The sequence below is a fragment of the Marinobacter azerbaijanicus genome, assembly GCF_030250645.1.
Lineage (GTDB): Bacteria > Pseudomonadota > Gammaproteobacteria > Pseudomonadales > Oleiphilaceae > Marinobacter > Marinobacter azerbaijanicus.
Map to the genome: position 1 here is coordinate 1 of NZ_JASSVS010000022.1, position 19,456 is coordinate 19,456.

Annotated in this window: 18 protein-coding genes; 14 read left to right on the forward strand and 4 right to left on the reverse strand. The window is 57.4% G+C overall.

What is annotated here, in order from left to right; translation table 11 throughout:
* The first annotated feature begins 11 nt into the window (after positions 1 to 11).
* Positions 12 to 554: a DUF4113 domain-containing protein gene (locus tag QPM17_RS22270; protein WP_285393914.1), complete on the forward strand. Its 543-nt coding sequence runs from the start codon at positions 12 to 14 to the stop codon at positions 552 to 554.
* Positions 555 to 564: 10 nt separating this feature from the next.
* Positions 565 to 1,059 (forward strand): hypothetical protein, encoded by a 495-nt coding sequence (locus tag QPM17_RS22275; protein WP_285393916.1) that lies wholly within the window; start codon positions 565 to 567, stop codon positions 1,057 to 1,059.
* 42 nt (positions 1,060 to 1,101) lie between these two features.
* On the opposite strand, the gene QPM17_RS22280 is transcribed toward QPM17_RS22275, so the two are convergent.
* Positions 1,102 to 1,758, reverse strand: coding sequence for an SOS response-associated peptidase (locus QPM17_RS22280; RefSeq protein ID WP_285393917.1), 657 nt, complete (start codon positions 1,756 to 1,758; stop codon positions 1,102 to 1,104).
* Positions 1,759 to 1,779: 21 nt separating this feature from the next.
* Positions 1,780 to 2,124, reverse strand: coding sequence for a hypothetical protein (locus QPM17_RS22285; protein WP_285393918.1), 345 nt, complete (start codon positions 2,122 to 2,124; stop codon positions 1,780 to 1,782).
* Positions 2,125 to 2,563: 439 nt separating this feature from the next.
* Here QPM17_RS22285 and QPM17_RS22290 point away from each other — a divergent pair, with 439 nt between their 5' ends.
* The 5 genes from QPM17_RS22290 to QPM17_RS22310 all read left to right on the forward strand — a co-directional run bounded on the left by QPM17_RS22290 (position 2,564) and on the right by QPM17_RS22310 (position 8,668).
* Complete coding sequence (locus QPM17_RS22290) at positions 2,564 to 3,796, forward strand: aminotransferase family protein (RefSeq protein WP_285393919.1); 1,233 nt, start codon at positions 2,564 to 2,566, stop codon at positions 3,794 to 3,796.
* 23 nt (positions 3,797 to 3,819) lie between these two features.
* Complete coding sequence (locus tag QPM17_RS22295) at positions 3,820 to 5,301, forward strand: NAD-dependent succinate-semialdehyde dehydrogenase (protein ID WP_285393920.1); 1,482 nt, start codon at positions 3,820 to 3,822, stop codon at positions 5,299 to 5,301.
* 431 nt (positions 5,302 to 5,732) lie between these two features.
* Positions 5,733 to 6,776, forward strand: coding sequence for a TRAP transporter substrate-binding protein (locus QPM17_RS22300; protein ID WP_285393922.1), 1,044 nt, complete (start codon positions 5,733 to 5,735; stop codon positions 6,774 to 6,776).
* A gap of 78 nt (positions 6,777 to 6,854) precedes the next feature.
* Entirely contained in the window at positions 6,855 to 7,388 is a 534-nt protein-coding gene (locus QPM17_RS22305) for a TRAP transporter small permease (RefSeq protein ID WP_285393923.1), read from the forward strand.
* A gap of 2 nt (positions 7,389 to 7,390) precedes the next feature.
* The gene (locus QPM17_RS22310) at positions 7,391 to 8,668 is read left to right on the forward strand and encodes a TRAP transporter large permease (RefSeq protein ID WP_285393924.1); all 1,278 of its coding nucleotides are present in this window, start codon (positions 7,391 to 7,393) and stop codon (positions 8,666 to 8,668) included.
* A gap of 119 nt (positions 8,669 to 8,787) precedes the next feature.
* Here the strand turns inward: QPM17_RS22310 and QPM17_RS22315 are convergent, their stop codons facing one another.
* Positions 8,788 to 9,987 (reverse strand): FAD-dependent oxidoreductase, encoded by a 1,200-nt coding sequence (locus tag QPM17_RS22315; RefSeq protein WP_285393925.1) that lies wholly within the window; start codon positions 9,985 to 9,987, stop codon positions 8,788 to 8,790.
* Positions 9,984 to 10,694 (reverse strand): GntR family transcriptional regulator, encoded by a 711-nt coding sequence (locus QPM17_RS22320; RefSeq protein WP_285393927.1) that lies wholly within the window; start codon positions 10,692 to 10,694, stop codon positions 9,984 to 9,986. Before QPM17_RS22320 ends, QPM17_RS22315 begins: the two co-directional genes overlap by 4 nt.
* Before the next feature lie 761 nt (positions 10,695 to 11,455).
* Between QPM17_RS22320 and QPM17_RS22325 the strand changes: the two genes are divergently transcribed.
* The 7 genes from QPM17_RS22325 to QPM17_RS22355 all read left to right on the forward strand — a co-directional run.
* A complete protein-coding gene (locus QPM17_RS22325; RefSeq protein ID WP_285393928.1) occupies positions 11,456 to 12,388 on the forward strand; it encodes a cyclase family protein in 933 nt (310 codons plus the stop codon).
* Between the two features lie 43 nt (positions 12,389 to 12,431).
* The gene (dctP, locus tag QPM17_RS22330) at positions 12,432 to 13,409 is read left to right on the forward strand and encodes a TRAP transporter substrate-binding protein DctP (RefSeq protein ID WP_285393929.1); all 978 of its coding nucleotides are present in this window, start codon (positions 12,432 to 12,434) and stop codon (positions 13,407 to 13,409) included.
* Positions 13,402 to 13,926, forward strand: coding sequence for a TRAP transporter small permease (locus tag QPM17_RS22335; protein WP_285393930.1), 525 nt, complete (start codon positions 13,402 to 13,404; stop codon positions 13,924 to 13,926). The genes dctP and QPM17_RS22335 overlap by 8 nt, the downstream gene beginning before the upstream one ends.
* 1 nt (position 13,927) lies before the next feature.
* Positions 13,928 to 15,244: a TRAP transporter large permease gene (locus QPM17_RS22340; protein WP_285393931.1), complete on the forward strand. Its 1,317-nt coding sequence runs from the start codon at positions 13,928 to 13,930 to the stop codon at positions 15,242 to 15,244.
* Between the two features lie 56 nt (positions 15,245 to 15,300).
* Positions 15,301 to 17,457, forward strand: coding sequence for a thiamine pyrophosphate-dependent enzyme (locus tag QPM17_RS22345; RefSeq protein ID WP_285393932.1), 2,157 nt, complete (start codon positions 15,301 to 15,303; stop codon positions 17,455 to 17,457).
* A complete protein-coding gene (locus QPM17_RS22350; RefSeq protein ID WP_285393934.1) occupies positions 17,450 to 19,027 on the forward strand; it encodes an indolepyruvate oxidoreductase subunit beta family protein in 1,578 nt (525 codons plus the stop codon). Before QPM17_RS22345 ends, QPM17_RS22350 begins: the two co-directional genes overlap by 8 nt.
* A gap of 113 nt (positions 19,028 to 19,140) precedes the next feature.
* On the forward strand, positions 19,141 to 19,456 hold a 316-nt coding region (locus QPM17_RS22355), incomplete at its 3' end, for an FAD-dependent oxidoreductase (protein WP_285393935.1).

Below are 19,456 nucleotides of genomic sequence, written 5' to 3' on the forward strand. Positions count from 1 at the left end.
GATAGCGCATCATGACCAGGCGCAGCTTCGTCAAGCTCACAGAAAACATCAATGAGATCCGCGAAGCTATCCGTCAGCACGGGCAGCGCGGCGCTGAGAAGCTGCGCCGACAGAACGGCTTGGCCAAGGCCGTGCTGGTGTTTTTGAAAACGAACCCTTTCAGGCAGGACCTGCACCAGTACTCGCCGAGCCTGCTGCTCGAACTACCCCGCCCCACGGCTGACAGCCGCGAGATTCTGCACACTGCCGGATATGCGCTGGAGCGGATCTACCGCAAAGGCTACCTGTACCAGAAAGGTGGCGTGATGCTACTCGACCTGATCGACGCCGACCGCCAACAGCTCTCGCTGCTAGATACGCCCCAAAGCGACGCCGAACAGCAGCGAAGTGCGAAGCTGATGTCAGCCATGGACGCGCTCAATCAACGCATGGGCCGTGATACCGTAAAGCTAGGTATGCCTAGCCCAGGTGCAGCCTGGCACCTTCGCTGCGCACATCGCTCAGCACGGTGGACAACGCGTTGGGACGAGCTACCGACACTATACGCAGGGTAAACAAGGAAGAATGAGGGAACAGTTCAAAGCGTGGCTAATGGAAGTGCAAGAGAACGCACTGGCGATAAAGCGGGCAAAGGCTCTTGAGGCAGGCGATGAGAGCCTCTGGAAAAAGGAAAAATGGCTCAGTCCGCAAAAAAATGCAGACATCACAGCCAGGTTTCGCGACGAGGGGGAAGCGCTGGGCTATCGCTCCCTCCCTTCCTATAAGACAGGGGCTGGGGAGTGGCTGTATGACTTCGTATGGCGAAAGTTCGATGACGAGGGCCACCTCGAGGAAATCGTGCTCGCCATGGAAATCGAAATGTCAGACCGAACCCAGCGCGGCATGATGCGCGATTTTGCCAAGCTTCTTCAATCCGACGCCAGCTATAAGATCATGGTCTTTCAACACAAGACTGAAGATGACGTGCTAACTGCTTTTGAGCTCTTCAAGGAAAGGGCTCGGAAATACTGCGGGAATCAGCATCTGAATTTTTGCTGTGTGGCTGGAGCACGTCGATGAACCAATTTCTCTTCACCGAGTTCGATATCCACGCAGCTGAACTCAAGCGGGATTGATCAGCCCTGCATCCTCATCGTTGCCTGGCCGGTTCACGGCTCGGCTTACTGGCCAGTGTTCGAACAGGGACCCATCAAGGTGGCGCACCACGTGGCGGATCGTCTCTCGATCCGTCAGGTCCGGATCAAGCCAAGGCTCAAGGCTGGCGTCGTCAAGAATCAGCGGCATGCGGTCATGTACCTCAGCGGCAGTGCCACGCGCCGGCTCGGTCAGAATCGCGCAGCCCAGCGAGCCATCCTCCCGCTCAGCGTAGATACCGGCCTTGGCGATCGGCTCACGGTCGGTGCGGGTAAGGTAATGTGGTTGCTTGCCGGTATCGGTAACCAACCACTCGAACCAGCCATCGGCAGGCACGATACAACGTGCACGTGCGAAGGCGTATTTGAAGTAGCCGCTGGTGGCCACCGTCTCGACGCGGGCATTGATCGGCTGTGCAGCCTTGCCCTTCGCCCACTTCGGCCGATAGCCCCACCACAGTTCGAGCTGCTCAGGTTGGGCATCATGGGCGACCTGCCGGAACCCGGTGATCCAGGTGCCCGGCGGAATGTTGTAGCGAGCCGGTGGTCCTTCCTCAGCCACGACGACACCTAGCCGCCGGGCTAGCTTGGGGTAGGCGTCATAGGAAGCGAAGCGGCCACACATACTTAGTATTCCAACGTAAGCCTATGCCATCCGGTCTGGCCGACGCCTGTCGCGCCAATCAAGCCAGTCTGACTCGAACGCAACCGGACCCTGCTCATCATCAACCACTGGAGTGGCTGCGCCGCGCAGATAGCCCATGAAGTCGTCTTGGATCGCATCGGGCAGGTCTCGGATCCTGACGTAGCGGGTACCCGCAGGGGTGCTGTGAATGGGGATGTCATCCCCCTGCGCATGACCATCAGGCTCATGCTCTGATGCTGCCCAGCCCACTGCACCCATGGGTTCAAGCGGCTCAACGTAATGATCACCTGTGCCCTTCTGCCTCTCTAAAGGCCGACCACGGCTGGGGGAGGTTTCTTTAGTCATGCTGACCTTCCCCCGGCTTAGGTCCGCTATCCAATGTGAGGAATAACAGCTGAGTGAGCACTGCCAGGCCCACCTGAGTCCCCATCCAACAATAACCGCGTAGCGTAACCCTTCGTGCACATACCAGTGCCGACTGCCTTGCCAGCCGAGCAACAGCTAGGCGGGCAAGGCAGTCGGCACTGAAAGCCATGTATGTGCATTCAGCAAGAGACAGAGGTTGTCCGGTTAGCTGCGGTGTACATCCAACCGTCATTTTCTTAGCGAGCCCTCACCAAACAGCTGTTGCAGTTAGCGAAAGTAAAATCCGCATAGTTATAGACATACTGTCATACAGAACTACAATGAACCAGTCTGCATTTTTGTATGACAATCCAAAAAGCTTTCAAACCTGAAGGTACCCAACATGACGAGTCCGGCCTTATGGAGCGCTCAAGCGCACATGCCCTCAGTGATTGGTCAACAGATCAAGATCGTGTCCGCGGATGGCGCCTACCTCACCACCGATACCGGCGCCCGGCTACTCGATGGGACCGCCTCTCTGTGGTACGCGAACATCGGGCATGGACGCGAGGAGATGGCCCAGATCGCTTATGAGCAGATGAAGAAACTCGAGGCCTATCATGTCTTTGGCCGCTATACGAACGATCGTGCCATCGAACTCTCCGAGAAGCTGCGAAGCATCGCTCCGTTTGACGACGCCAAGGTCATCCTTAACAGCGGTGGCTCGGATTCTATTGATGTCGCCCTGAAGCTCGCTCGCCGCTACTGGAACCATATCGGCCGTGCGAACAAGAAGGTCATCATCAGCCGTGAGCACTCCTACCACGGCCTACATGCGTATGGCACCAGCGTCGCCGGACTCGACTTCAACCGTGAGGGCTACGGAACCGACTCTCTCGTTGACGGCACGGAGCGCATCGAAAAACACGACGCAGGCGCCTTTGCTGACGCGATCGAGCGCATCGGGGCGGAAAATATCGCGGCCTATATCGCCGAACCCGTGATGGGCACAGGCGGCGTCCACCCTCCCCAGCCAGGCTACTTCAAGGAGATACAGCGACTCTGTCACGAGAACGACATTCTGTTTATCGCCGATGAGGTGATCACCGGTTTCGGTCGCACCGGTGAGATGTTCGCTTCGACCCGCTACCAGCTGCGGCCAGATATCGTCACTTTCGCGAAGGGGGTAACTTCAGGCTATGCCGCACTTGGCGGCATCCTCGTCGCCCCTCGCGTATGGCGCCCTTTCTTCGAGAACGGGGCGGACTCGCCCACCTACCGCCACGGTACGACCTACTCAGGACACCCGGTCACAGCAGCCCTTGCGCTGAAGAACATGGAAATACTCGAGCGTGAAAACCTGATTGCCCGTTCGGCAGCACTTGAGGAAGTGCTCACTGCTGAGCTGAAAGCACTCGAGTCCCACGAACTTGTGAAGACAACTCGCGTGGGGGGCTTCTTGGGAGGTATCGAGCTTTCAGACAAGGTCAACGCCGAGTTCGTAACGGACAAAATAATCGAGCATGGCTTCATTACCCGGCCACTACGCGGCAATACCGTGCAGATCAGCCCTCCCTTCATCCTGACCGATCAGGAACTGCGCGGCCTAGTGCGTGCGGTTGGCACCGTACTCGACTCACTCAAAGCGGGCACGCCCCAAGTGACGGCATAATTGGTTGCCAGGAGAACACTACTATGACATTTCCCAAACCCTCCGCTGAGCGTCTCGCGGCCTCAGAAGAGGCGCTCCGAAGCCTTCCGGGTTACACGAATCATGAGCCGGGCGAAAAGGAATTCGCAGTACTCGACCCCTCCACCGAGGAACGTATTGCCACCCTAAAGAGCCTGTCACCGGAAGAAGCAATTGCCGAAGTCGCGATTGCCGATGAAGCCGGGCGTGCCTGGGCAAAAACCACGCCGCGTCACCGCTCCGATACGTTGCATAACGCCTACACCCTGCTCATCGCGAACAAGGAGCGTCTCGCCTTTGTCATCTCTCGCGAGATGGGAAAGACATTCGCTGAGGCTCAGGGGGAAGTACAGTATGCCGCCGACTATGTCAGGTGGTATGCGGAAGAATTGCTTCGCCCGGCCGGCGGTTACCGTGAGAATCCGGTTGGTGGTTCGACGATTTTGACGAAGCGAGTACCGATAGGTCTGTCGCTGCTCATCGCTCCCTGGAATTTCCCGATGGCCATGATCACCCGCAAGATTGCTCCTGCCATCGCGGCGGGCTGCGCATCGGTGATTAAGCCGGCGGGGCTCACCCCGCTAACCACGCTGCTGACGGTAGAGCTGCTGGTCGAAGCCGGGGTACCTAAGGAACTGATGCGTGTGGTCACGACAACACAGTCGTCTGCCTTCAGCGAGGCAGTACTCGCGGACCCCCGTGTACGAAAAATCTCCTTCACCGGCTCGACTTCCGTCGGCAGTACTCTGATGGGCCTCGCCGCGAAGAACATCGTAAAAAGCTCGATGGAGCTTGGCGGCAACGCACCGCTGCTCGTTTTCGACGACGCCGACCTTGAGCGCGCAGTTGAAGGCACCATGCTGGCAAAACTTCGCAATGGCGGACAATCCTGCGTCGCGGCGAACCGAATCTATGTCCAGGAGGGGATAGCCGATGCCTTTGTCGAGGCGCTGAGTGAAAAGATGTCTCAAGTCGTGCTTGGCAACTCGATTGCCGAAGGAGTGGGTCTGGGGCCGGCCATCAACCGAGCCGCAGTCAACAAGTTCCAGCATCTGGTCGATGACGCTGTGGCTCACGGTGCCGAGCTGAGAACCGGCGGCCGTACTCCCGAGGGTGCTGGGTACTTCTTCGAAGGGACGGTCCTCGATCGGGTTCCAACTGAGGCGGAAATCGCCAATACCGAAATCTTTGGACCGATCGCCGCCATTTCTCGCTTCTCTACCCAGGAGGAAGTGCTACAGCGAGCCAACGATACACCGTTCGGCCTAGCCAGCTATGTCTTCACCGAAAACCTCGATCGCGCACTCAACGTGGCTGATGCGCTGGAGACCGGTCTGGTCGGTATCAACAACGGCGTACCCTCGAACGCTGCCGCACCATTCGGAGGCATGAAACAGTCGGGGCTCGGTCGCGAGGGAAGCCATGAGGGCCTGGAGGAGTACCAGGAGGTACGCTATTACAACATCGCCAGGCGCGAGTCTACCTGAAAGCTACCCTCCCTTTGCAGCAACCTGGGTAAGCCTGCCACTGTCAGGCGGCGCATGGTAAGGACATTGCCCTACCATGCCTCGCCTGCTTGTCCGCCCTAGGCTCCGCCTTCTCATGAAGAACCCTAGCCTCGGCCTTCACCTGATGAATTAACCTGATAAACCAAGAATGTTGGTTTCCCTTTATTCGCTTCGCCTCCCGTAGAACTACCCCCAGCCGTAGAGGAAAAGGCACCCGAACAAAAGGCGCATCACATCATCACATTGGCTACCTAGCGCTTCCTTATCGCATTCCAGCGTACATTGCTCTACAGTGAAGTTGTGATATTGTAAGACAGTGTTGGGCTACAGGCTCAGTCAGCCAGAGTTCTGTCAAGCGCCACCAGCACCCAATGCTCCAGGACAAACAGCCAATAAACAGGAGTACTGCAATGATTCGAAAGACGAGTCTCTTCGCTGCCGGCACCGTCGCTGCACTTGGCCTGACCGCTTGGGCCGGCGGTGAAAATGGTAACGCTTACGCCCAAGGTGATAGCCACACCATCAAGTTTGGGAACGTCATCTCGTCCGGCGATACACAGAACCAGGGGTACGATTTATTCGCTGAACTCGTCTCGGAGCGTACGGATGGACGCATCAAGGTCGAGGTGTACCCCGACAGCCAGCTCGGTGGCGAGCGGGAAATGGTCGAGGCGACACAGTTTGGCGATATCGAGATGACGGCACCTTCGGTAGGTGTTCTAGCCAATTTCGACAAGTCACTCGAAGTTTTTGATTTTCCTTTTATTTTTGAAGATGCCGAGACAGCGCACAAGGTACTCGATAGCGAACTCGGAGACGAGATGCTTGCTGGTCTCGAGGATAGCGGCCTGATCGGGCTTGGGTGGGGCGAGAATGGGTTCCGCAACCTCGCCATGGTGGATCAAACCGTCACCACACCCGACGAAATGGAAGGCGTCAAGCTGCGCACAATGCAGGTACCCAAGCATATTGCCTACTGGGAAAGCATAGGAGCTGCGCCCACTCCCCTACCCTTTCCTGAAGTCTTCACCTCCCTCCAGCAGGGCGTGGTGGAAGGTGTCGAAAACCCTTATGAATTACTCTATTCGGCAAAACTCACGGAGCCGGCGAATCACCTGACCGAGACCCGGCACATCTATGATCCCGAAGTCATTCTTATCAGCAAGGATTTCTTCGAAAGGCTGTCTGACGAAGATCAACAGATCATCCGGGATGCAGCAGACGAAGCGATTGCCAAGATCCGGTCCCTCAAGCAGGAAGTCAGCGACGAGATCCGCGCAAAAATCGAGGAAGAAGGCGGCACAGTGACCGAACTAAGTGACGAAGAACGCCAGCAATGGATCGATTCGGCCATCGCCTTCTACGAGGAACACGCCTCCACTGTCGATACCGAGCGGCTCAAGGCTGTGCTCGAAGCCGCAGGCAACACCACCTTCCTGGAAGCCATTCAGTAACCTAGCTGGGCATGTCTCTGCCTGAGGAATCTCAGGCAGAGAGGTCTTCTATAAGAGTGCCATAGGGGAGATACACCCATGCTCAAGGGCGTGTACGAGCATTTGGATGAGCACGTGGAAACCTATCTCGCTACGGTAGCCTTGACCATATTCGCGAGCCTCGTCGTATTTCAGGTGGTGATGCGTTACATCTTCAATAGCCCTCTCGCCTGGACGGAGGAAATGGCCCGGTATGCTCTCGTCTGGTTCGTCTATATCAGTGGTAGCTATGCGGTAAAATACCAGCGGCATGTCAAATTCAATGTGCTGGTCGATATGCTAGGAAAGCGTGTACCTCTAGCGCAGCGCCTCATAAGCCTTGTAATATTTCTGCTGTGGCTTGGTTTCCTTCTGTTCATGTTGAACCTTTCTTTTGAGATGGTGCGCCGCCAGATCATTACCGGTCAGCTTGCACCCGGCTCGCAGATCCCCATGTATCTTGTGTATATCGGGCTACCCCTCGGACTCTCCCTGATGTCGTTTCGCGTGCTACAGCACACGATCAGAGCCATCATCGATATCATCAAGAATCCCCTCGCTCCCATCCCTTCGTCGCAGAGTGAGGTGGACTAACCATGGGCATTACGGTTCTCTTCCTGAGCTTCGTGATTCTTCTGCTATTTGGCATGCCGGTCGCATTCGCGCTTGGTATATCCTCCGCCCTGTCCGTGATCATGACCGGCGTGGTCCCCATCAGCTATCTCACCCAAACGATGTTCGGCGCAGTGGACTCGTATTCACTGCTTGCAGTGCCCTTGTTCGTGCTGTCAGGGGTCATCATGGAGTATGGCGGGCTTTCCAAGCGATTGATCGATGTAGCGAAAGCATTCGTTGGGCATATCACGGGAGGGCTTCCTGCCGTGACATTGTTGGGTACAGCGATATTCGCCATGCTGAGCGGCTCCGGCCCTGCCACCGTCGCGGCGATTGGCGGTATTATGATTCCCGCCATGATCCGTGAGGGTTATGGACGTGGTTTCAGTGCTGGTGTATTGGCAACGGCCGGTGGCGTCGGGATCGTGATCCCCCCGAGTATCCCGCTCATCATCTACGGAATCACTACCAATACATCGATCGGCGATCTTTTCCTGGCTGGCCTCGTACCCGGCCTAGTCATCGTTTTCATGCTATACCTCGTCAGCCGCTATCTTTCCAAGAAGCATGGCTACGGTACCGATACTCCCAAAGCTAGCTGGAACGAGCGATGGGGGGCGGTGTGGCGCGCCAAATGGACACTTCTGATGCCTATCGTGGTACTTGGCGGGATCTATGGCGGGGTTTTTACCCCCACCGAGGCGTCCGGTATCGCCGTGGCGTACAGTCTGCTCTTGGCGATCATGTATCGTGAGACCAAACTCACACAGATTCCCATGATGCTGAAGACGACCTATCTCATCTCCGGCATGATACTTATCATCATCGCCACGGCATCCACCTATGCCCGAATACTGACGCTTGAGCGCATCCCAACTCTGATTGCTTCTTTTCTCAGCGGCCTGCCCGTACCGTTCTGGGTCATCCTTGCTGTGATCGTGCTCCTATTGCTGTTCTTCGGCATGTTCATGGAAACGATTGCGGGGATCATTCTGTTAGCGCCGATACTCGTACCAGTGGTCACCGCCATGGGAATGGATCCGGTGCATTTCGGTATTGTCATGATTCTTGCCTCGATGATTGGCTTCGCCACGCCTCCTGTAGGCGACAATCTCAATGTGGCGAGTGCGATCAGCGGCCTGTCGATCGAAAGAGTGAGCATCTCAGCCCTTCCCTTCGTTGCCGTGCTGATCACTATCCTGTTCATCATTGCCTACGTACCACAGATCACGATGCTGCTACCCAACTGGCTCGGGTGACAACTTCGTTCGCTTCGATAGCTACTCGGCCGGTACCAGCCACTTGTACGAGTAGGCACAGGCTGACATACATGGGGCACAGGGCGGGGTGCAGCGCCCCGGCCTGTGCCTAATCTCATTCAGTTCTTCGACCCGCGACTTTTCATTACAGCATTGTGGGTCGTGGTGCCCTGCTCACGGTCAAGGATCGAGAAGACGGGCTCGACTCGACCCATGAAACCAATGTCGATGTCGCTTTCTCCTTCCAGCACGATTTGACATCCGATTTCGCCCAATACCGGAGCGACTCGGAATCCGTGCCCGGAAAACCCTGTCATGATAAGGATATTGTCACTCTCCGGGTGCCGACGAATATATTCGATCATGGTTCGCGTATAGCTTTCGACATATGTTTCGACCCGATAAGGCCGACGGGCCAGGCCGGGCAGCATCTCTTGCCGTATCCACTCGAATTTATCCAGCTGCCGCTCGAGGGGGTTTCCTGTAAGGTGCCGAGGCAACCTGTCAGCATCCCCCGTTACATAGTGATCGTTAAAACCGAGCCCTAGTTTGACTGTACGAGAATCGTGACTCGGGATGCCATAACAGTAGCTAGGGGCCGTTCGCAGAAAAGGCGGAAAATGCGTGAGATAGCCGTCTTCGTTACCGTTAAACCACATCGACGTCAGTCGTCTGACCACTACCTCATCCCGAATATGAGGAAGGAGTTTTGTCGTCCACCCCCCACATGCCACAACCACTTGATCAAACGTCTGTACCCCCTGAGGTGAAGTCAACTTGACGCGGGTACCGGATGGTTCAATTGAGTGCACTGGGGTGAATTCATGAATGGTCGCACCGTTGTGTCTTGCGAGTTCGCCTGCCACGGCAACCGTTCGTTCTGGCCGGATCACGGCGCCTTCCTGGTCCCAAAGGCCCAACGACCGTTCTGGGAAAAGAAATTGTGGAAATCGCTTCCTCAGTTCCGCGACGCCTAGCATCTCGATGGGAGAGCCAACTAGGCCGGCCGATTGCATAGCGCATTCGAGCTGTGCGTCGCCCTCCTCGCCATAAACCAATACGCCGGTGCGGTCGCGTAGCACCCTACTACTGACTGATTCCAGCTCACGCCACGCCGTTTCAGCTCGCCGAATCAGAGGCGTGTAAGCCAGCTCAGCGAACTCCAGGTTCCAGAAGAGACGGCTACCTCCCCCAGCGCCCGCCATCGAGTGTCCCGGATATGCCGTGTCAAACCCTTGTACCTCAAGATGCTTGTGTCGACTCAGCTGCCAGAGGACCTGAGCGCCTACGGCCCCTAAGCCGATGACGGCGACTTTCATAAATCCGCTTCGTCCGGCATAGACGCTGCCATTCGGCCTGGGTTCATGCGCTCACGCTGGGCATGTATCGTCTGGTTGACGAATGTTTCGGATTCTTCAATATGGATTTGGCAAGCCTTGACCGCTGCCGAGGAATCCCCAGATCGAATCGCATCCAGAAATTCTCGGTGCTCACGAGCCATCTGGCTGGGGGAAAAGTCACCGGATCGGAAGTAGGTCAGCGCCAGTCGCATTTCCGAAGAAATGCTGCGATAGAACTTTTGCAGGCGTGTGCTGCCGGTGGCTTCGATAAGTGCTTGGTGAAACTGATAATCATACTTTAACAGCTCGTCGCAGCTGTTTTCATCACTTAAGCGTTCCATAGAGCGAACGGCATTTTCGGCCCCTTCCGGGAGGATGCCACGAGAACAGAGGATCCGAGCCGTTTCCATCTCAACCAAGCGGCGCACCGCGAAGAGATCGCGAATGTCGTCTTCTGAGAATAGCGGCACGTATACGCTTTTATTGCGTTCCCGGCGCAGGATCCCGTCATGCAGCAGCATGACGATAGCCGATCGGATGGTCTGCCGCGGTACGTCGAACCGTTCAGAGAGCTGCGTTTCGGTCAGCACGTCCCCTGGGCGATATATACCATTGAAGATATCTTCGCTGAGTTGTTCAGCGACGGCTTCCACGACGGAAACCGTACGAAGCTTATGGGTACTCATATATCCTCATCGATCGGAAACACGCATCGTCTGGGAAATGGTCATACTGTTATACAATAAAACCAAGCATATTGCACATTCCTAGGCTCATGACGATGCGTGTAACCCATTGAACCGAAGTGACACCCTGCACTTAACCTTGAGCTCATACAAAGCGAGCAAATTCGCCAATATCGAAGTCAAAGACAGGGTAGGTATCCCCCAGCTCAGATTCAGGCCTCTTATTGAGCAACTGTACGAAACCGCCTACGTCCGCCTGGATTTCGGCTGAGGCTGGGTGGGCGACCGCTTGGGGTTGACTCATCGAGCACGCCAGGCCTTCGAAGTTCGCTACCTATCGATGCCTACCTCCACGTGTAAGATCCCTGCTCTCAGCGGGTCAGTCGGGTAGCTGGTGGTTATTCCTGCTCGACCTTACCCGCCCTTCACCTTCGCTACCCTCTGAGAGTGTAAGATTTCGTTAACACAGAAAATCTTCAAGCTTGAAACTTTAACCTTGAACTATTTCGGGTTTCTTTCTAGGCTGGGGGTAGAGCCGAAGCCGACGTATCGACGCTCGGCTGTAAAAAGGCAACGAAATCAACAAGCAAGGGATAATGACAATGATACCCCGCTTGATAAGCCTACCCGCCATGTCATGCGCGGTGGCACTGATTGCTGCTACAGCAAGCGCGGCTACGTCTACTACCCAGCAGGCGCACCTGGTCACCAGTCGCCAGCAAGTCCCGTTGCCCCCTTGGGGTGACGCTGACGAAGCCGGTATGGCTAATACTCAGGGACCAGGCACTTGGCAGAGGTGCGCGTTCCATTTGAACCAGCCTACTGCACGTGCTTACGAACTTTCCTACCCTCGCTCTTCATCCATGCCTCAGTCGCCCTTCGCCGAGCCCGAGAGCCATCGTTTCGACCCTCCAAGCGGCATTCCCGGAACACGGCACGGCTTCAATACCGAATCGATCAACGGAAATGTCGGCGGGCAAGGAACCCAGATTGATGGGCTCGGCCATTTCGCTCATCTACCAGAGACTTGGAACGGAGAGCGCGATTTTCCTGCCGAGTCGTTGCGCTACTATGGTGGCTTTGCTCATAACGAAGTCAAACCCTCAGCCGATGCCCCTCTTGAGCGGCTTGGCATCGAAAATATCCCGCCTATTGTCACTTCGGCTGTACTGCTCGATGCAGCGGCATACCTCAACGAGGGTGAACCATTGTCTGCAGGCATCTTGATTACCCGCGCGGACCTTGAGGGAATGATCAAGGCCCAAGGACTTGAACAGCGTGGCCTTCAACCAGGCGACGTGCTCTATGTCCATACAGGTTGGGGCTCTTTATGGGAAAACGGGGATGATCGCTACTACTCCCAAGGGCCGGGCCTGGCTTATGACACAGTAGAGTGGCTGAAGGAACAGGCTATTGTGTTGGTCGCATTGGACAACCCTTTCACTGACCCTGCTCCCGAGGGCATGCTGACTGGAGAGGCAATTCCCGAGGGCGTTCCGGATGGATTGCCCTTTGCCATTCATCATCACAACCTGACCCAATCAGGCATTTATCAGATACAGAACACGAGACTCTCCGAACTGGCGAGTGATCAGGTGTGGACCTCCTGCACCATGATTCTTCCCACCCTGACCGAAGGAGCGGCCCAAGCCCCAGTACGCCCTGTTGCGATAGGAACTCCCGAACAACCCTGACGTTTTATTTCTGACTCCCCGACAAAAACAACGGAGAAGCATCATGAGCCTCAACTCCCACTGGACAGTTGCTCTCGGCGCTGGTCTTGTCTCCTTAGGCCTGGTTAGTCAGGCCGCGGCCGATGTAGCTACACTGCGGACCGTCAGTGCTTTCACTTCCGGCACGGCCATTCCGCATACTTTCGAAATGTTCCTCGAAGAGATCGAGGGCGATGCAGACGCACCGGTCAATGTCGATTTCATCGGTGGCCCCGAAACCATGTCCCCTTTCCAAGTAGGCAATGCGGTAAGCAACGGTGTGGTCGACATGGCATTCGTCACCTCGGCGTTTTATACCAGTTCACTACCGGCCGCCCATGCACTCAACTTGACGCGCTATTCACCCGAAGAGCTACGCGAAACGGGCCGCTTCGAGCAGTTGCAGGAGATGTGGCGCGAGCAGATGAACGTGCATTATCTGGCCTATACCAACTACGGCAATCGCTACCACCTGTACCTCAACGAGCCGATTAGCAGCCCCGAACTCAACGGCTTGCGCATGCGCATTACGCCAGTGTATCGCGCTTTCGTGGAAAAAATGGGCGGTGAAGCCGCCCAGACCCCGCCCGGAGAGGTCTATACCGCGCTGGAACGGGGCACTGTGGACGGCTATGGCTGGCCGATTCAAGGTATCTTCGACCTCGGCTGGCAGGAGCACACCCGCTACCGTGTCGATCCCGGTTTTTACCACGTGGAAGTTGGCGTACTGGTAAACCAAGACACTTGGAACAACCTGACCGAAGAACAGCGTGACTATCTCACCGAGAAGGCGATCTGGCTGGAAGAGCAAAATGCTCTCAACGAAGAGATCAATGCCGAGGAGGAACGTCGCCAGGCAGAAGCCGGCATCGAGACCATCGAGTTCGAAGGCGAGGAGCGCGAGCGTTATCTTGAAATGGCCTACGAAGTCCAGTGGGAGCGACTGGCTCAGGAGCATGCCGCTAATGCCGAGCGTCTGAGAGAGATTCTGGACAGTGAATGACACAGCTCTTGTCAACAAGACATCGGCACGTTCCCCTTTGCAGAAGGCGTACCACTATGTCATGCAAGCCTGCGGCCTGGCCGCAGGTAGCATCATCGGTATCGTGGCGATTGTCATCGTGCTCAATGTCTTGAGCCGCAACTTGGGGTTCGGCTCGATCTACGGCACGGTGGAAGGCAGCGAATACGCCATTGCTGCTGCCACCTTCCTGGCAGCCCCTTGGGTGCTCTATCACGGTGCCCACGTAAGGGTTGACCTCCTGCTGCAAGCGCTGCCAATGGCATACCGAAGATACCTTGAAATGGGCATAAACCTGCTCGGTGCCGTGGTCTGCCTATGCTTTGGCTATTATCTTCTGGCCGCCGGGAGCGATTATCTGAGCCGGGGCTCGATGGTCTACAAATCTTTCGTCTTTCCGGAGTGGTGGACGTTCATCCTGCCTATCTCCTGCTTCGCCTTGTTGACCCTCGAGTTCTTGCGCCGCCTTTGGCGCCTCACTCTGCCACGGGAGAGTTGATATGGAGTGGCAATCAGCACTACTGCTGCTGGTGGGTGGCCTTATCTTTCTCATGGCCCTAGGCTTGCCGGTGGTGTTCGCCTTTATCGCGATCAATCTCATCGGCGCCTATGTCTTCATGGGCGGCGAGGTGGGCATCATGCAGATGGCACGCAATAGCGCTGAGGCCATCACCAGTTTTTCGTTGATTCCGATCCCCCTTTTCGTGCTTATGGGCGAGGTACTGTTCCATACAGGCCTCGCTTACAAGGCTATCACCGCCATTGAGCGGTTGATAAAGCGCATTCCCGGCCGACTGAGCATCGTTTCGGTACTGGGCGGTACCGCATTCGCCACTTTATCCGGGTCAAGCATCGCCAATACCGCCATGATGGGAAGCTCGCTGCTTCCGGATATGCTCAAGCGGGGCTACCACCCCTCCATCGCCATGGGACCAATCATGGCGGTGGGTGGCATAGCCATGCTGATCCCACCTTCGGCGCTGGCAGTTACTCTAGGCAGCCTGGCCGGTATCTCTATCGGTGAGCTGCTGATCGGCGGCATCATACCGGGCATCCTCATGGGTGTTGCCGTACTTATGTACGTGATGATTCGCTGCTCACGTAATCCCGACCTTGCGCCGGCGGATGACGGCGATGTGAGCCTCTCTACTTGGCAGCGCTGGCGGCCCTTCTGCGTCTATGTGCTTCCTTTGAGCGGTATCTTTGTGGCCGTGGTGGGTAGCCTGCTGGCCGGCTGGGCCGAGCCTACGGAATCCGCCGCCTTCGGCGCCGTCGCGGCCACTCTCGCCGCCCTGTGCTATCGCTGTCTGTCCATGGAAGCACTGAGCAAGTCGCTTATGGAGACAGCTAAGGTCTCGGTCATGATCCTGTTCGTTCTAGTGGCCTCCACCACATTCTCCCAGTTGCTCTCTTTCTCCGGTGCCACCAACGGGCTGCTGAAAGTGATAACAGGCTGGGAACTGACCCCGCTGATGGTCGTCCTAGGCATGCTGCTGGTGCTGCTGGTACTGGGCTGTTTCGCCGACCAGATCAGCATGATCATGATTACCCTGCCCTTTTTCATGCCGCTCGTCGCGAGCCTGGGTATTGACCCAATCTGGATAGGCGTGCTGTTTCTGGTCGCCATGGAGATCAGCTTCCTGACCCCGCCCTTCGGGCTGTTGCTCATTGTGATGCAGGGCGTTGCACCGCCAGGCATCCGCCTGACCCAGGTCTACCAGGCCGCAGTTCCCTTTCTTCTCTTGCAGATGCTGATACTCGCGCTAGTCGTGGCGCTGCCTTGGCTCGCCACCGGCCTGCCAAGCCTGATGAACTGAGCCCTGGATATTACCTACGCCGAGGGCCAGGGGCTCCAAGCGACGAGGACACCGTAATGGCTGAAAGAACGTTTGTTGAGGAAACCAAGAAGCTGCGCCTCGGCGAAGGCGATACCTTCCAGGGCGAGGGCATTCTTGCCGTCACTAAGGCACTCCTGCAGTCGGGGGTAGCCTATGTCGGCGGCTACCAGGGCGCGCCGATCTCTCACCTGATGGACGTACTCCACGACGCCCAGCCCATTCTCGAAGAGCTCGGCGTGCATTTCGAGAACAACGCCAGCGAAGCCGCCGCCGCGGCTATGCTGGCCGCGTCGGTCAACTATCCCCTACGGGGTGCCGTGGCGTGGAAGTCCACTGTAGGCACCAATGTCGCCTCCGATGCACTAGCCAATCTGGCCTCGGGTGGTGTGACCGGCGGTGCGTTGATTATCGTCGGGGAGGATTATGGCGATGGCTCGAGCATCATGCAGGAGCGTACCCATGCCTTTGCCATGAAGAGCCAGATCTGGTTGCTTGATCCACGGCCCAATTTGCCCTCCATCGTCAAGGCGGTGGAGATGGGCTTTGAGCTGTCGGAAGCCAGTAATACCCCGGTTATGCTGGAGTTGCGAATTCGCGCCTGTCACGTGCACGGACGCTTCCAGACTCAGGATAACCAATCCCCCCGCTTTACTATTGACGAGGCCTTGGCCAACCCAGTTCGCGACACCAGCCGCATCGTGCTGCCTCCGGCCAGCTTTCAACACGAACACGAAAAGGTCAACACGCGCTGGCCGGCTGCCGTCAAGTTCATCCAAGAGCACGGCCTCAACGAGACCTTCCCCGGCGAGTATGCCGAGATTGGCCTGATTTTGCAGGGTGGACTCTACAACAGCGTCATCCGGGGGCTCGAGCGCCTGGGCTTGGCCGACACCTTTGGTAATAGCCGCATCCCCCTGCATGTGCTTAACGTTACTTACCCGCTGGTAGATAGTGATCTGGCCTCCTTCTGCGCCGACAAGCGTGCCGTGCTAATGATCGAAGAGGGTCAGCCCGACTATTTGGAGCAGGCGCTGGCCAGCATATTACGTCGTGCTGACATTGACACCCGCCTGCATGGCAAGGATGTATTACCCAAAGCAGGCGAATATTCCGGCAAAGTCATGCTCGAAGGCTTGCGTGGCTTTCTTGCCGCCTCTGCACCCGAGCTGCTATCACACAACGAGGCAGCTCCCCTTCCAGACCAAGCGACGCCCACTCTGCCACCTCGCCCGCCCGGGTTCTGCACCGGCTGCCCCGAACGGCCCATCTTCACCGCCATGAAGCTCGTCGAGCACGAACTGGGGCCGCGTCACGTCAGCTGCGATATCGGCTGCCACCTGTTCTCGATACTGCCGCCTTTCAATATCGGGAATACCACCATGGGCTATGGACTGGGCGCCTCCGCAGCCTCGGCCTTCCACGGCTCCAAGGGTGGACGCGCCATCAGCGTGATGGGCGATGGCGGCTTCTGGCATAACGGCCTGACCAACGGCGTCGCCAACGCCGTCTATAACGGCGACGATGACGTGTTGCTGATCGTAGATAACTTCTACTCGGCTGCCACCGGTGGGCAAGACCTCCCCTCCTCGCGTGCCGAGAACCCCATCCGACACACCAACATTCCGATCGAGCAGGCGGTAAAAGGGGTAGGAGTAAAGTGGGTGCGAGTCATCGATCGAACCTACGATGTGCAGCGCATGAAGGAAACACTCACGGAGGCGCTGACCACCAAGGCCAAGGGGCCAAAAGTGATCATCGCTCAGTCGGAGTGCATGCTGAATCTGCAGCGGCGCGAAAAACCCAAGGTGCGCCAGGCTCTCAAGGAGGGCAAGCGCACCGTTCGCCAGCGCTTTGGCGTCGACAGCGACACCTGTACTGGGGATCACGCCTGCATACGCATATCCGGCTGTTCCTCGCTGTCGATACAGCCCAATCCCGACCCACTCCGCGAGCATCCCATCGCCCAGGTCGAAAATTCTTGTGTCGGTTGTGGCCTATGTGGCGAGGCCGCCCATGCCGCTGTGCTCTGCCCTTCCTTTTACCGCGCCGATGTCATCAGTCACCCCAATCGCTGGGACCGCCTTAAGCATCGCTGGCGTCAAGGCATTATCCAGCGCCTGCAGGCATGGCATGAGAAACGCTTGGCCCAGCTACCTCCATCCGCTCATTTTTCCGGAGAGACCCATGCCTGACGTGACCACAGCCACACGACCGATCACACTGGCCATCATGGCCATGGGCGGCCAGGGCGGTGGCGTGCTCTCTGATTGGATTGTCCACCTGGCTGAGAGCAACGGCTATCTGGCCCAAGCCACTTCGGTGCCCGGTGTCGCCCAGCGCACCGGGGCCACCATTTACTACCTCGAACTCTTTCCCGAAGCAGAAGCGGAGCGCGCCGGCCAGGATCCCGTACTCGCACTGATGCCCTCTCCGGGCGATGTCGATATCGTACTGGCCGCCGAATTCATGGAGGCCGGTCGTGCCCTGGAGCGCGGACTGGTGACACCGGACCGCTCTACGGTGATCGCCTCGAGCCACCGGGTCTACGGTATCACCGAGAAGAGCGCTATGGGCAACGGCATTCTCGATCCTGAACCGATCCGCGACCAGCTTCGACAGCATGCGCTGCGCTTCATCGAGTTCGACATGGAAGCCACTGCGCGTCGCCAGGGCAGCGTGATTAGCGCCGTGCTTTTCGGCGCCCTGGCCGGCAGCCAGACGCTGCCCTTCCCACGCGAAGCGTTCGAACAAGCGATACGCGACGGCGGCATTGGCGTCGTTGCGAGCCTCCGCGCCTTCGATGAAAGCTACCAGCAGGCGCAAGGAGTCGATCCCACTTCCGGATCGAGCAACACCTCGCCAAGGGAAACCGAGGCGTTCCCCAAGGCAGGCGAATCGGAACTCGACGCCATGCTTACCGTGATTGACAGCCAGTTTCCCGAGCCGGTGCGGCAGGTAGTTTACGAAGGCGTTCTGCGCCTGATCGACTATCAGGATCTTACTTACGCTCGCGACTATCTGGCGCTACTACAACAACGCCAGGCTCGCCTCCAGAAATCAGACACCGATCACAGCTGCATGCGTGAGCTAGCCCGCCATCTAGCACTGTGGATGAGCTACGAAGATACCATTCGCGTGGCGGACCTGAAGATCCGTCGAAGCCGCCAGGATCGAGTGCGCAACGAGGTCAAGGCCGAGCCTGAGCAGATCGTTTACACCGCTGAATTCATGCATCCACGCGTCGAGGAGATCTGCGACACCCTGCCGGCGGGCCTCAGTCGCTGGGTAATGCGTACCGACTGGGTTCGCCGACCCCTTGCAAAACTGACCCAGCGCGGACGACGCATCAGCCCTCAGCGACTGAGGGGGTTTTTGCTGCTATTAAGCGTGGCGAGCCTGCGGCGCTGGCGCAGGCGAACCCTGCGCTATCGTGATGAATGGCAGCGCATCGAGGCCTGGCTGACCGCTGTCGATCGCGCGTTCGGTATCTCCCCCGATGTCGCCTTGGAAGTCATCAAGGCCCAGGGATTGGTTAAAGGTTATGGCGACACCCACCAGCGCGGCCTCGCCAGTTTCAATTCCGTGATGCTGGCTTTCGAACGCTTTGGTGAAGAACCCGATGCCGCCACTCGCCTACGCCAGTTCCGCGACGCTGCTCTCGCAGACGAGAAGGGCGAAGCCCTGCAGCGCAGCATCGGGGAATGGAAGCCCGAGACGAATTTAGAAGCCGGGACTTCACGCATCGCCGTGAAGCAGCTCTAGACGCCGATTCTTCGCTAAAAACCGAGGGAGCGACCCAAGGCCTGTACCAAGGTTATGAAGCGCATAAAATCTTTAAGCTTAAATATTTCAGGCAATATACGCTGGAGAGAATAATGAGAATCGCCTGCCTCGGCGGAGGCCCAGCCGGGCTCTACTTCGCCATCAGCATGAAGCGCCGCGACCCCGGCCATGAGGTCGTGGTGATCGAGCGCAACCGGCCCGAAGACACGTTCGGCTGGGGCGTGGTGCTTTCCGACGAGACGCTGGACAACCTGGCCGCCAACGATGCCGAGAGCGCTGCGCGCATACGTCAGCACTTCGCCTACTGGGACGACATCGCAGTGATCCACGACGGCGTCAAGACCGTCTCCACCGGCCACGGCTTCTGTGGCATCGGCCGCCGTCAGCTGCTGATCCTGCTGCAGCAGC

What these genes read in the sequence shown, in the direction of transcription:
- QPM17_RS22270 (WP_285393914.1), top strand. Translation starts at nt 12, where the DNA reads ATGACCAGGCGCAGCTTCGTCAAGCTCACAGAAAACATCAATGAGATC.
- QPM17_RS22275 (WP_285393916.1), top strand. Translation starts at nt 565, where the DNA reads ATGAGGGAACAGTTCAAAGCGTGGCTAATGGAAGTGCAAGAGAACGCA.
- QPM17_RS22280 (WP_285393917.1), bottom strand. Translation starts at nt 1,758, where the DNA reads ATGTGTGGCCGCTTCGCTTCCTATGACGCCTACCCCAAGCTAGCCCGG.
- QPM17_RS22285 (WP_285393918.1), bottom strand. Translation starts at nt 2,124, where the DNA reads ATGACTAAAGAAACCTCCCCCAGCCGTGGTCGGCCTTTAGAGAGGCAG.
- QPM17_RS22290 (WP_285393919.1), top strand. Translation starts at nt 2,564, where the DNA reads ATGCCCTCAGTGATTGGTCAACAGATCAAGATCGTGTCCGCGGATGGC.
- QPM17_RS22295 (WP_285393920.1), top strand. Translation starts at nt 3,820, where the DNA reads ATGACATTTCCCAAACCCTCCGCTGAGCGTCTCGCGGCCTCAGAAGAG.
- QPM17_RS22300 (WP_285393922.1), top strand. Translation starts at nt 5,733, where the DNA reads ATGATTCGAAAGACGAGTCTCTTCGCTGCCGGCACCGTCGCTGCACTT.
- QPM17_RS22305 (WP_285393923.1), top strand. Translation starts at nt 6,855, where the DNA reads ATGCTCAAGGGCGTGTACGAGCATTTGGATGAGCACGTGGAAACCTAT.
- QPM17_RS22310 (WP_285393924.1), top strand. Translation starts at nt 7,391, where the DNA reads ATGGGCATTACGGTTCTCTTCCTGAGCTTCGTGATTCTTCTGCTATTT.
- QPM17_RS22315 (WP_285393925.1), bottom strand. Translation starts at nt 9,987, where the DNA reads ATGAAAGTCGCCGTCATCGGCTTAGGGGCCGTAGGCGCTCAGGTCCTC.
- QPM17_RS22320 (WP_285393927.1), bottom strand. Translation starts at nt 10,694, where the DNA reads ATGAGTACCCATAAGCTTCGTACGGTTTCCGTCGTGGAAGCCGTCGCT.
- QPM17_RS22325 (WP_285393928.1), top strand. Translation starts at nt 11,456, where the DNA reads ATGGCTAATACTCAGGGACCAGGCACTTGGCAGAGGTGCGCGTTCCAT.
- dctP (WP_285393929.1), top strand. Translation starts at nt 12,432, where the DNA reads ATGAGCCTCAACTCCCACTGGACAGTTGCTCTCGGCGCTGGTCTTGTC.
- QPM17_RS22340 (WP_285393931.1), top strand. Translation starts at nt 13,928, where the DNA reads ATGGAGTGGCAATCAGCACTACTGCTGCTGGTGGGTGGCCTTATCTTT.
- QPM17_RS22345 (WP_285393932.1), top strand. Translation starts at nt 15,301, where the DNA reads ATGGCTGAAAGAACGTTTGTTGAGGAAACCAAGAAGCTGCGCCTCGGC.
- QPM17_RS22350 (WP_285393934.1), top strand. Translation starts at nt 17,450, where the DNA reads ATGCCTGACGTGACCACAGCCACACGACCGATCACACTGGCCATCATG.